Raw genomic sequence first — 12,359 nt, forward strand, 5'->3', positions numbered from 1 at the left:
ACAACTCGGTTGTGAGTCGAAGTTTTATCGCGGGGATGCGAAGCGTCAGTTGCATCGGGAGATTGAGCTCATGCGAGGAATTCATGGATTGCAGCCCGTCGTGGTCGTGGATGAAAGTCATCTTTTGGATCGTGAGATGCTGGAAGAGGTTCGCTTTCTTCTGAATTTTAAGATGGATGCACAAAGCCCAATGGCTCTTATCCTTGTCGGGCAAAGCGAACTCTGGGATCGCATTAACCTACAAGCTTACGCTGCAATTCGTCAACGCATCGATCTGCAATGCAAACTTCCGCATTACGACCGGGCCCAAACAGGAGCTTACATCGAGAGACACATGACCTATGCCGGTGCGGAACGGGACATATTCACCGACGGAGCCATTGATGACATCTATCGCTTTTCTAGTGGAGCAGCTAGGCTAATCAACAAAGTATGCACCCATTGTTTAATCTATGGGGCCCAGAACAAACACCGCATCATCGATGATCATATGGTTAAACGCGTCATTCAGGGAGAATTATCATAATTCCCCCTCTCGTATATCCGGATGCGGTCAGATTAACCGTCAATAGCAGGATAACTTACACCATCAATCTCCGGACATTATGCGTTAGCAATAACACTGCGCCTTTACACGAGCAACTAGTTCTAAAGGACGGAATGGTTTAGTGATATAGTCATCAGCACCTAATGTCAGCCCGGTAATCTTATCGATTTCTTCTTCTTTGGCTGTCAGCATGATAATTGGAAAATTATGCTTTTCCCTAATTTTCCGACAGACAGTAAAACCGTCAATATCTGGTAGCATAACATCAAGTATCGCAAGCTCCAACTGTTTTGAATCAACACATCGTAACGCATCTTGACCGTTATAAAATTTGTAAACTGTAAAACCTTCATTTTTTAGATAAACTTCAATTAGATCTGCTATAGCTTGTTCATCGTCGACAACTAAAATATTGATACTCATAAATTTTTTCCCTTCTTTCTACTTGCCAATTGTCTTTTTATACCTCTGTTGATTAGATGAAGTCTTTTCAATAGCTTTTATATTACCTTCCGTTTTATTTACGTAGTTTAAAAATAAAGTCCCAAGCAGAAGTCGATCCTTTCTGGGTATTCTATTCCATACATAACCCTTGAACAGATCTTTAACAAGAAAGACTTCACCTGCATTCAAGTTTTCAGTTTCCTTAATAGCTTCTTCTAGTAGCTCATTAACATCACTCATGTTGTCATCTCCTTATCAATAACAATATCAACAACATTGTTATTAAGATTATATGCCTTTTACCAATTCCAATCAATGAAAGAAAACCACCAATCAAGAGAATATATCTCCTGAATGGTGGTCATTCATGAAGGTTATGTTTATACATCTACTTCTACACCAGATTTAAATTCAATAGTTAGTTTGTCATCATAAACCGTTATTTTCTCTATAAGTCTCCTTACTAGTTGCTCATCATACTCCTCAAGGAGGGTGGCTCGAGAGGATAGTATTGATGTCTTTTGAGTATGTCTGTTCTCGGGAACATATCTACCAATCGTACTGTCTGCGCAAAGGAGCGGGGACATAAGTCCCTAGAAAAGGTCGTATGAAATTACGAAAAATCGTTCTTTTCATGCGATTTATTGGATAAAAGAAAAGGAGCACTGGTTGCCGCTAAAATAGAAATACTTTTCTATCCTTATCCATTAATGCCGATTTATAAATCATATATTTCGTTTAATAAGTTCCTTCTTCTCCTTGAGATGTTAGAATTAACGGCCCAGCTTTAGTGATTGCCAAGCTATGCTCATATTGACAACTTAAACTGCCATCTAGAGTTCTTGCTTCCCATCCATTAGACATCATCTTTACTTGCCCATCACCCACATTCACCATGGGTTCAATCGTGATGACCATTCCCTCTCTCAGACGAACCCCTTTCCCAGGTGTCCCATAATGAGCAAAGAAAGGTTCCTCATGGATACTAGGTCCAATTCCATGAGCAATAAAATCTCGTACGACGCTGTACCCTTGTGCTTCTACATAAGCTTGTATCGCATGACCAATATCTCCAGTCCGATTACCAACCTGTGCTTGCTCGATTCCAAGATAAAGAGCTTTTTTAGTTACCGCCATCAAATTGTCAACTTCCGGTGTGCTTGCACCTACTACATAAGCCCAACAAGAGTCCGAGATCGCGCCATTTAAATTGACACACGTGTCAACTTTAACCAAATCACCTGACTTTAAGACTTGTTTTTTAGGGAATCCATGACAAATTTCGTCGTTCACACTGATACATGTAGCATACTTATAACCTTCAAATCCAATTTGGGCAGCAATACCTCCATGACTTTCGATGTATTGACGCACAAAAACTTCAATGTCCCAGCTGGTAATTCCCGGCTTGATAAAATCTCGTAGATGGATATGAACATCGGCTAATAACGATCCAGATTCAGCCATCAACTCAATTTCTCTTTTAGATTTTAAGGTAATCATGTGTACTCCCGCTTTCAAATTTTTATAAGATTTTGTTGCAAAGTTTCAAACTGATTTAATTTCCCATATTTCTACCGAAGCTTTCAGCCAGAATGCCGAGTAGCCTTTTTATTTCTCTGCAGTCCAAAAAAGAAGAAGATTTATTCTTTACATCCTAGGAAACATAGCAGTATACGATGGCTTTTTTAGGAGAGCGTCGTCCGTTGGAGCAGATCCATAAATATATATAACATTCTTTTCGCTCTGATAAAAATCCGTTTTCTCGAATGGACGCTCTAATATCCTCATGGCATCTTCCCTTTTGATATTAAAAAAAGCTATATACCAACTATCCCTTTTCCCTTCAGTCTCTTTAGAAAGATAGATTCTGTCCATTTGCTTTCAATTTTTTTGATAACGATAGACCTCAGCAAAACAAATCCTCCTCAAGCTTCATAATAGCTAGATGTCTTCTTTCTGAGGTGTGTTCGGTTATTTAGATGTGCTTTCACTAGTAGTATCCTTTAATAATTCTTCAAACCATTGAACGTTTACGACATGATGAGAACGGGAATTTTCCAACATCTTTTTAAAATAAGTAGGGATAGCTTCATTATGTTGAAGTGTTTGATCTAATAAAAAAAATTTCTTTTTCGTTTGTTCAATTTGTATTTTTATTAGCTTTATAAATTCTTCTTTTTTATATTCGTTAGCAAATAACATCGCTGCATAAAAAGAGAAATTGATATAATCGGTCTTAGATCCATACTTTACCATTAATTTTTCGAATTCTTTGTTTCCTTGTTCTGTAATGATATAATTATGCTTTTCTCTCGTGTCATCCAGTTGATCAATTTTTTTAATATATTGCTTTTCTTCTAATTGTTGCAGATTATAATAGAAGGATCCTTTTGTATAGTTTACGATATATTTATAATGACGCTCCTCCATTAAGGCTAATAATTCGTACCCATAGGAACCCGGTTTTTGCTTTAATAGACCTAAAATTAGTAGTGGAATCAAAAAAACGCCCTCCTTACACCTCGAACTCATATACTGTTATGCTACACCTTACCCCTTAGAGATTTGTTTCAGATGTGTTTCAAAATGAGAATAGGAAATTTTACCTAACGCCAATTCCAGACTTGCCATATATATCTTTTCTGTTTGGGTATGTGGTCGCTCATCATGAAGCTTGATCCATTCATTTTCATTATTTAATGGATTTAATATATGCTGCCTATTAGAGAAAGCTACAAAATATCGTAAGCCAAATTTTCTTTGTGAAATTGCATCGATGTGAATACCATCAGGATTAGATGTTAAACCTTCTGCTGTGACAAAGTAACAATTATCTTGTTCGAAAGCAAATTTTTGCAATTCTTGATTGATGAAATTATATTCTGTACAATTTTTCCCGAACCCCTCTTTACCTAGAAAATCTCCTAAGCCACCAATAATGATCGGTATATTGGGGGCATTTAATTCCTCTCTAAAAGCCTTCATAATAGAAAGTAATTTTTGGTAATAGACTTTATACTTCCCATTCATACTATCGCTTTCTCCTTGGTGCCAAAGAATTCCTGTTAATTCACTATTCTCCATAGCAAATTTTGCTTCTGTTATAGCATGTCTAAAAAGAGCCTGATCTACATGCCACTCATCCAGTGTACTGCCACCTTCCGCACAAGGAATTAAGCCAATCGTCTCTTCTGGATTTTCATGACACCATGCATCTGCAAAGGAACCAGCTAGACTGATTCCAGAAACAGGGCGATCATAATTAATGGGTTCCGTCATCATTTGCCATCTTCCATTACGCAACATTTTAATTTTTTCATTATAAATGGGAGGTACATCCTGGATGAACCCTCGCCCTGCCATATTAGATTGTCCTATCATTAAAAATGATTTCATCATTTTCTTCATCCTTTCTTTCTATTTGCTATTTACGAAGAAATACTTCCAAGCTTCAATAAATATTGTGGAGATACTCAGTTAATTGACTGCTTCGTTCAATTTTCTTGAGTTATAAAAATGATCATAGTCTAATTAGACGAATATCATATAAGCATTATAGTCTAATTAGACTTATTGTCAACAATATTTTTTGACGAGACTGAGACCTATTCATCCATTATTTTTACATTTACGCTCTCCAATTGATTTCTGAGCTAATTAATCGTAAAAAATAGCCGACTAAGGGAGATACGTTACTTCAAACCCCAGTTGGCATTAATTTTCAGTAAACTATAATTTAATTTATTTCTTGATATTATCGATAAGAGGGAACACATTCACTAGCTTTTAATTATTTTTTATGACTCAACAAACGTTGGAAAAATGTGGTAAAATTTACATCAAGAATAACAGATAGTAACAGACCAATCTTATTTTATAGAAAACAGACAGATAATATATAAAGGCAAGAAATTCTCATTTGGTTAATGAATGAAACTAGCTTTAACACTAGACATTGCCTTTTTTGATTCTATCACTTTTAAAACTGATAAACCATTCTCAACAATGTAATTTTCTGAAACATTAAAATAGGGATAGAGTATAGATATCCCCTATCCCTATTATCCTCTTGACATGAAATGCTGATTTTTGATTCATCAGCATTCCTTAACAATGAACTCACTCTTTTAAACGTATAGTTTCCTAAATAAATTTTTCATTCTACCTTTAATCTTTAGTTTTTATTTCTTTAATATGGTTTGACGACTACATCATCCATTAAATAATCTATAGCTTTTAAAAAGAGAGAGAGCTTGAGAATAATTTATTTGCTTTTCTATAGTAATTCCAGCTTTCGCTAACGATCTTCTCAATTGATTTTTTGTAAATATCAAATGAATATCTCCCGATATCCACGCTTCAATAAATTTTTTATATTCCTCTCTTTCTTTTTTACTGAAACGATTTGATCTCCGTACCAAACGAACCAATGCACATTGAACATTTGGTTTAGGATGAAAATAATAATTCGGAATCTTTTTTAGTATATGGACTTCTACCTCTGGCAACAAAAGAGCCCCAAGTAATCTTGATGAATCCATCAGTCGCAAAGCAAAACCATACTCAACAATCAAATCAATTTGATATGCACGACTATGAAAAACAACTTTCCTCACTATGTCGGTACTAATGTTAAATGGAATATTTCCAAACACCCGATATTGTATATCTTTATTGGGAAACGAGTATTTCAAAACATCCACGTGGTATACTCGCACATTGGCGTACGTTTTTAACTTCTTTTTCGCTTTTTCAGTTAAATACTTATCTTTCTCTATAGAGATAACTTTTTTCGTTCGTTTTGCTAAAGATTCCGTTAAATGACCTTTTCCAGTACCTATCTCGTAGACAAGATCATCTTCTTTAAAGTTCAAATTACAAATGGTCCTATAAACTGCACTTATTCTTCTGTAATCGCTCGTTCCATGATTTCTTGAACGATTGATGTTTTAGCATCCGCGTAATGCTGAACATGACGCCTTTTCTTCTTAGCAAGAGTTCGTTTGACTTGTCCATATTTGTCACGATCTTGCTAATTAGACAATAATAAAAGGCAGAGTATACGTGTCGTAGGGGAGGATAGCCACTATGATAATGCCTGTGCTGAAAACTTCTTAAGTTGTTTAAAGTGTGAATGTACTAACTTTTATCAATTTTGATATAGAGAAGAAGCTAAACTCATTATTTTCAAACCTATTGGGGCTATTACAATCGTCAAAGGGGACCTATGTTTTGGGCAATGCAACAATGCTCAATTAGGCACATTTAATTTGCAACAAACAGACCTAGAGCTTTAAATAGATAACTCCTGCTATCTATATATGTAATTTAAAAATACAATCATAAATTGAATACTAACAGTCATATTGCTTACTGTTTTGTAACACTAAAAATTCTATGTAATAAAGTGACCTTCTCCGTTAAGGAGAAGACCTACACTATCAAAAGTCTTGATGAATCAAAAAAGGTAACTAAGTGACTGAGATTTTACGCACGAACTGAATTCCAGCAGATATTGAGTATATTCTTCTTTTTCTGGTCGTCCAATTCATATTTATTGCTTTTATATCCGTTGATAACAGAAATCAAAATACCTGTAACAATTTGTATCAGGATGGGGACTTCCATATCCAAAATGATTTTTTGTTCTTTCCCTGCTTTAAAAGTTTCTCCCAATGCAGTTGTAAAATCATTTGTAGAGCAATCCTCTGGTTTAATCTTATGGAGCAAATGTGAATACTGAGAAACAAAGTTGTTTTCATCATAATTTCGGATTATATAATCCAAATATCCGCTCAGTAAATGGTTAAACCTTAGTCTAACGTCCGCATTATTATCATATCCGGCAATAATTTCGTCAGACATTCTCTGCATAATCTGTTGAAACAACTCGTAAAGCAATTCATCTTTGCTGGAGAAATAATTATAAAGAGTCCCTGATCCAACTCCCGCCCGTTCAAGAATCTTTGAAAGTGTAACAGACTGCATACCATGTTCAATCATTAGTGCTAATGTAGCATCAAATATATCATCTTTCTTACTCATCGTCTTCACCTCATGGAATATACATTCCATATTGTAAGATAAATCATTAGGGTTTGTCAATCAAATCAATAACATTGACAAAGGAGAAATTTAGAATTATAATCTTTTTTGGATTGAACATTCAATCCAAAAAGATGCTTTTTTATTTTATACTACATGATTTCCTATACTAAACAAGAAAGGAAGGATTTTTATGTTAAAAGTTTGGTTTATAACTGGTAGTTCCAGAGGATTAGGGCGCAGTATAACAGAAGCCGCACTCAAAAAAGGGGACAAAGTCATTGCCACTGCGCGCAATCCTCAAAAGTTGGCTGATTTAGTACAACAATATGGCGATCAAATTCATCCGCTGGATTTAGATGTTACAAACGAACATGCCGTATTCGAAGTAGTTGAACAAGCCCACCGAATTTTTGGAAGACTTGATGTAGTGGTTAATAACGCTGGATACGGAAATATCGCATCCATTGAAGATGGATCTCTTGATGATTTTCGTGCTCAAATGGATACCGTCTTTTAACGTAGACTATCGATAGAAAAACAAAAAGTGCAATGGAAAATAAAAAAAGAGCCAAACCCTTGATATACAAAGGCGTTTCTAGCTCTCCTACAATTACTCCCCTTTTAATAATAAATTAATTTTTTGATTTTAATTTTGTTCTTTAACAAAAATAGCACGGAAGATATCGCCGTGCAGTATTCTCCGACCGTTCTTTCTCATGAGCAAGAAAATTTTCCATAATAAATAATAGTAATTCATCTTGTTTGAGAAATAATGTCTTAGTGCTCTGGTAGGCATTCCAGCTTCAGATGCAATTCTTCGGATAGATGCTTTTTCAATGCCTTCCGTTTCAATAATTTTCCAATGTGTTTCAGCGATCATTTTTCTTTTGTGATCATGATCAACTATTTTCGGCACTCAAATCACCTCTTGCTTTTATTTCGCACACTGTGTTATTATCGTTTCATCACAGTGTGTGAAATAAATAAGGGGGATGTTTAGGTTCTAAAATCACTCATTGGAACATTAAAGCGGATGGACATTAATAAAGTGGTGAAATAGGACCTTCTTAAACAATTAAATCATTTGTAAGGTACATTAAACTTCCTTTAACCGAACAAGTTTAATAAATGGTTTTATGAACTGTTTGGGGGATATGAAAAGGAATCTTAGAAATGAAACGAAGATAGTCATGAGCAGTGCCTACTTTTTTCAGGGAAAGGAGATTGAAATAGATGGATCTTCATTACGAAATTAAAGGAAACGGAAAGCCGGTTATACTCCTTCATAGTGGAGCTATGGATTCACGTGACTGGGAATTCATCACACCACATCTTTCAAAGTCGTTCAAAGTAATCACTCTTGATGTCCGGGGTGCAGGAAGGTCACCCATTCCGAATGAACCCATTGATTATGTTGAGGATCTTAGAAAACTTTTGGACCATCTTAAAATTAAGAAAGGTGCTCTCGTTGGACATTCCCTAGGCGGACAAATTGCAACTGATTTTACTCTGACCTATCCGAAAAGGGTTTCTCAACTGGTATTGGTCGCTCCAGGCCTGTCGGGGTTTAAATTTTCTTCCGAACATGCGGAATTAGAGAGCCGAGTTTCTAAAGCTGCACCAGATGTCGAGAAAATGACTAATATAACATTAAGTGAGCCTTCCTGGAGCGTTTCTATCGGAAAAGCATACGATTTATTGCGCGAAATGATGATACATAATATTCAAAAGACCTTTGATTGGAAAACATTCGAAACTGTTTCCTCCAATTCAGCGATGGAAAGATTGGGAGAAATTAAAACGAAGACACTTTTTATCATAGGCGAGGAGGACTCAGAAGATCTCTTTAAAATCGCACAATTATATAAGGAAATTCCCAATATTAACTTTGTGCGTATACCTGGCGCTAATCACATCATCACTTTGACCCATCCTAAGGACGTTTCCGACCACATCAGTCATTTTTTGAGCTTACTAGAATGGTAATATCACGAAAACACAGATAAGGGATCAGTTCCAGTTCGGGAAAATCGCAAATGGAAGCAATCCCACCAGAACGTTGTCCTGAATGTGGTTTTGACAAGTATATAAGCATAGCTTACGAAAGCAATTGATTATGGATTTTGACTACGTATCATTCAAAGAGTGAGAATACCAATTTGAGACTCCTAAATGACTTGGGATAGATGAAATACATTAAATATGCCTTTACAGTTATATTCCGTTTGTGTTATATTCAAATCACAAGAATTAAGTCAAGTGTCAGAGAGGGGATGCGATGATAAAAATAGATATTTTTTTAATGAGGTGAGCGACATGTCAGGTAAAATTCCAGGCATGAATGCATCTATGATGGGGGCATTGGCTGAACCTAATCGGATGGCAATCATTGAATTGCTGCGTAATGGGCCTTTAACAGTAGGAGAAATTGCTAATCGGTTGGAATTGAGCCAGCCGCATGTTTCAAAGCATTTAAAGGTGCTGAGTGACAATGGAATTGTAAAAGTGAAGCCAGAAGCTAATCGTCGATATTACAAGCTACGGTCTGAGCCCTTCCGAGTAATAGAATATTGGGCGACTTCCTTTCAAAAGAATATGGAAAGGAAACTCGACAACTTGGACGATTATGTACAAGAATTGCAAAACAAACAAAAAAGGAACAAGTGAAAAGTAAGGAGGAAAAATTATGCCAAATAACAAAATGGTTTCAAGAGTAGAGAATGAAAGGTTTCTTGTTTTAGAACGAGTTTATGATATGCCACGTGATCAACTATTTCAACTATTTAAGGAACCAGAGCATTTAAAGCGCTGGTGGAGTACGGATGGTTGGGAACTGCCCGTTTGCAACATGGACTTTCGCCCAGGAGGCGTATGGCACTATTGCATGAAATGTGTTGATAAGAATCAAGAAGAATATGGAATGGAATCTTGGAACAAAACCATTTATAAAGACATTATTGAGCCAGAAAAGATTGTTTATAACGATTATTTTTCGGATGCAGAAGGTAATATCAATGAGTCCATGCCTTCTCCAGAGGTCACGATGGAATTCATCGATTTAGGCAGTCAAACAAAATTGGTCAGCCGTTCTGAATTCGATTCTGCGGATTCCCTGCAAGCTGTTTTGGACATGGGATTGTTGGAAGGAATCACACAAACGTGGAATAATTTAGATGTACTGGTAGAGAGATTAAATTAGAGAATAAAGCTTTGATCATTTAATATGATTTTTGACAAAACACTCACAAAGGGCTGTCTAATAAGTCTCGAAAATAAAACAAGAGGGGAAAATATCTTTCTTCCTCTTGTTTTTCGTTTCTAAAAAATCTTCGAAAAGTAGCCTGCGAGGTTCAGCTAATTTCAGGATACTGTAGACCAATGCCAATAATTTGGCGATCCTATTAAAAGGGAATAAGGTAGGCAAGGTAACCTAGATGATTGTTTCTAAATGATAACAGATTACTTCTTTTACCTTTTCTGGAGAGTAAACATCAGGTCTTAACAGGGCATGAATGAACAAGCCATCAATTAATGCCGATAGCCTACTTATCTCTAATTGTACATTAATTGAATCAGATAAAATTCCTTGTAGAACTAATATCTCAATCATTGAATTTGCTAATTTATAGGTAACTTAATTATTATTCATTTGTTTCTCCCCCATACCTTATTTTTTTAAAAAATGAGATCTGGAAAATTGCACCTATTTTCCGCAGGAACATAAAAGATTTTATTCATTGATTAGTGCAGGTATTCTTTTCACACGTTCAAGATGCAGAACGTTTTCCATCCATTTTGTTAGTATAATAGTTGGTGAATCCAAAAATAAGCGGAGCAAACACAAGGATTGGAATGCCCCATACAATTAAACTGACAGATTCAATTTGAAGAAGTCTTGGTGCACCAAAGACGGCAAATGCAGTAACGGTTGCGATACAGCATGATAGCATACCTATTATATGTTCCACTATCCAATGAGATCTTCTGGTTGGAGCAGACAGCCAATATTGCAGTTGGATTCCTCCCAAAAACACACCTATAATAGGGAAAAACTTCAATAACGGAAAATCAATCTTCCAACCGTATATGCTAATTGCGATACCAAAGGTAAGTAATAGTATCGGAAAAAACAAATCAATCACATGCTTGTGAGTATTTCGGCGTCTTTTATATCGAAGGACTCGTATGCCATACCATGCTGCTCCTCCACTTAAAATAGCAATAAAAATCAGAAACCAAGAAAATGGAACATCCTCTGCGTGAAATGACGGATCCCAAGCAAGGCGGTAAATCCCCATATATAATGCTGAAATGGATACAATGCTCATGGCAACCACATATACCCAACCACTACGTCGTGCGTCTTTCTCCCTTTCTTCGTAACTATTGGAACCCAAAACACACATAATGCTAAAAATCCCCCTAAAACATGAGACCACCGAGCAATCATAAACATAAACTCCATCAATTCTCATCCCCCTTACAGGATACCTTTACATATTCTAAAATTTTTTCAATAAACGAGTCATATAGCTAATTTTATATAGACTTCTAGTTTTCATGAAGTACGTTCATACCGCAAGATTCTCCTGGCCAAGGGAATCTTATTTTTGTGTCAGGAAATTGAACACTAGAAACAGTAAGCTGTATTTCTTATAAGTCGATACCCTATTTTTCCTACTAAAAATGTTCCCTGCCAAAATTTTTTATTGACAGGGTTTTTGGCAGGGAACTATATTATTTTTAATCAATATGTCCGTTTTAAATTAGGGTAAATGCTGTTAAAACAGCATTCCCACTTCAAATTAAGTTGTAGTTTTATTCCCATCAAATAGGATTAACAAAACCTACAAAGTGCTATTGTATTTCCTCAATTGGCACATTCTTTATATGTGTTGCAATCCACCAAATGTGCCCAAAGGGATCCATTACACCTCCACGTCGATCGCCTTCAATATGATCTTCTACGGGCTCCAGTTCCTTTGCTCCTGCATCAATAGCTTGTGCAAAAAGTGCATCTGCGTCCTCAACATAGAGAAAAATATGCATCCCAGCTCCTTTAAGAGACTGGGGGCTCTGCATAATCGGGTATGCTGGAAACTCATCAGCAATCATGATTGGTGAATCACCGATTTTGATTTCTGCATGCTGAACTTTACCGCTGTTATCTGTAACACGCATCTGTTCAGTAGCTCCAAATGCCTTTTTATAAAATGAAATGGCAGCTGTTGCATCTTTGATAATCATGTACGGTGTCACTGTGTGGTATCCTGCTGGAATGCCTTTTGTATTCGATGTCATGAAATATTCCTCCAAT

The 12,359-nt window shown here is 36.1% G+C and carries 14 protein-coding genes and 3 pseudogenes; 5 read left to right on the forward strand and 12 right to left on the reverse strand.

Translation table 11 applies throughout. The features are described 5' to 3' along the window. Window positions 1-526 (forward strand): AAA family ATPase (locus LQ229_RS06315; protein ID WP_230191202.1); only part of this gene is annotated, 526 nt, incomplete at its 5' end. A gap of 96 nt (window positions 527-622) precedes the next feature. On the opposite strand, the pseudogene LQ229_RS06320 reads toward LQ229_RS06315, so the two are convergent. The 8 genes and pseudogenes from LQ229_RS06320 to LQ229_RS06355 all read right to left on the reverse strand — a co-directional run. Further along, window positions 623-970 (reverse strand): annotated as a pseudogene (locus tag LQ229_RS06320) (response regulator); the annotation flags it as partial. Between the two features lie 18 nt (window positions 971-988). Further along, window positions 989-1,231 (reverse strand): single-stranded DNA-binding protein, encoded by a 243-nt coding sequence (locus LQ229_RS06325; protein WP_230191203.1) that lies wholly within the window; start codon window positions 1,229-1,231, stop codon window positions 989-991. A 498-nt stretch (window positions 1,232-1,729) separates the two neighbouring features. Beyond that, the gene (gene map, locus LQ229_RS06330; RefSeq protein WP_230191204.1) at window positions 1,730-2,494 is read right to left on the reverse strand and encodes a type I methionyl aminopeptidase; all 765 of its coding nucleotides are present in this window, start codon (window positions 2,492-2,494) and stop codon (window positions 1,730-1,732) included. A gap of 471 nt (window positions 2,495-2,965) precedes the next feature. Then, the gene (locus tag LQ229_RS06335; protein ID WP_230191205.1) at window positions 2,966-3,496 is read right to left on the reverse strand and encodes a helix-turn-helix transcriptional regulator; all 531 of its coding nucleotides are present in this window, start codon (window positions 3,494-3,496) and stop codon (window positions 2,966-2,968) included. 48 nt (window positions 3,497-3,544) lie between these two features. Next, window positions 3,545-4,393, reverse strand: coding sequence for a sialate O-acetylesterase (locus LQ229_RS06340; RefSeq protein ID WP_230191305.1), 849 nt, complete (start codon window positions 4,391-4,393; stop codon window positions 3,545-3,547). Window positions 4,394-5,205: 812 nt separating this feature from the next. Beyond that, on the reverse strand, window positions 5,206-5,868 hold the full coding sequence (locus tag LQ229_RS06345; RefSeq protein ID WP_230191206.1) for an rRNA adenine N(6)-methyltransferase family protein: 663 nt from the start codon (window positions 5,866-5,868) through the stop codon (window positions 5,206-5,208). A 26-nt stretch (window positions 5,869-5,894) separates the two neighbouring features. Then, window positions 5,895-6,041, reverse strand: a pseudogene (locus LQ229_RS06350) (GrpB family protein); the annotation flags it as partial. Window positions 6,042-6,481: 440 nt separating this feature from the next. Beyond that, window positions 6,482-7,039, reverse strand: coding sequence for a TetR/AcrR family transcriptional regulator (locus LQ229_RS06355; RefSeq protein ID WP_230191207.1), 558 nt, complete (start codon window positions 7,037-7,039; stop codon window positions 6,482-6,484). Between the two features lie 193 nt (window positions 7,040-7,232). Between LQ229_RS06355 and LQ229_RS06360 the strand changes: the two genes are divergently transcribed. Continuing rightward, window positions 7,233-7,559 (forward strand): SDR family NAD(P)-dependent oxidoreductase, encoded by a 327-nt coding sequence (locus tag LQ229_RS06360; RefSeq protein WP_230191208.1) that lies wholly within the window; start codon window positions 7,233-7,235, stop codon window positions 7,557-7,559. 178 nt (window positions 7,560-7,737) lie between these two features. Here the strand turns inward: LQ229_RS06360 and LQ229_RS06365 are convergent. After that, window positions 7,738-7,958 (reverse strand): annotated as a pseudogene (locus LQ229_RS06365) (helix-turn-helix domain-containing protein); the annotation flags it as partial. A 317-nt stretch (window positions 7,959-8,275) separates the two neighbouring features. On the opposite strand from LQ229_RS06365, the gene LQ229_RS06370 reads away from it, so the two are divergent. The 3 genes from LQ229_RS06370 to LQ229_RS06380 all read left to right on the forward strand — a co-directional run bounded on the left by LQ229_RS06370 (window position 8,276) and on the right by LQ229_RS06380 (window position 10,241). Further along, window positions 8,276-9,028 (forward strand): alpha/beta hydrolase, encoded by a 753-nt coding sequence (locus tag LQ229_RS06370; RefSeq protein WP_206270229.1) that lies wholly within the window; start codon window positions 8,276-8,278, stop codon window positions 9,026-9,028. A gap of 330 nt (window positions 9,029-9,358) precedes the next feature. Further along, window positions 9,359-9,709 (forward strand): metalloregulator ArsR/SmtB family transcription factor, encoded by a 351-nt coding sequence (locus LQ229_RS06375; protein ID WP_230191209.1) that lies wholly within the window; start codon window positions 9,359-9,361, stop codon window positions 9,707-9,709. A 19-nt stretch (window positions 9,710-9,728) separates the two neighbouring features. Continuing rightward, window positions 9,729-10,241, forward strand: coding sequence for an SRPBCC domain-containing protein (locus LQ229_RS06380; protein WP_230191210.1), 513 nt, complete (start codon window positions 9,729-9,731; stop codon window positions 10,239-10,241). Window positions 10,242-10,472: 231 nt separating this feature from the next. On the opposite strand, the gene LQ229_RS06385 is transcribed toward LQ229_RS06380, so the two are convergent. From LQ229_RS06385 to LQ229_RS06395, 3 genes are all read right to left on the reverse strand, one after another. Next, window positions 10,473-10,652 (reverse strand): TetR family transcriptional regulator C-terminal domain-containing protein, encoded by a 180-nt coding sequence (locus tag LQ229_RS06385; protein ID WP_230191211.1) that lies wholly within the window; start codon window positions 10,650-10,652, stop codon window positions 10,473-10,475. Window positions 10,653-10,809: 157 nt separating this feature from the next. After that, the gene (locus LQ229_RS06390; protein ID WP_230191212.1) at window positions 10,810-11,370 is read right to left on the reverse strand and encodes a DUF2306 domain-containing protein; all 561 of its coding nucleotides are present in this window, start codon (window positions 11,368-11,370) and stop codon (window positions 10,810-10,812) included. Window positions 11,371-11,899: 529 nt separating this feature from the next. After that, window positions 11,900-12,343 (reverse strand): VOC family protein, encoded by a 444-nt coding sequence (locus LQ229_RS06395; RefSeq protein WP_010097526.1) that lies wholly within the window; start codon window positions 12,341-12,343, stop codon window positions 11,900-11,902. Window positions 12,344-12,359: the final 16 nt, after the last annotated feature.

This window comes from Paenibacillus sp. CECT 9249, from assembly GCF_918697855.1.
GTDB lineage: Bacteria > Bacillota > Bacilli > Paenibacillales > Paenibacillaceae > MSJ-34.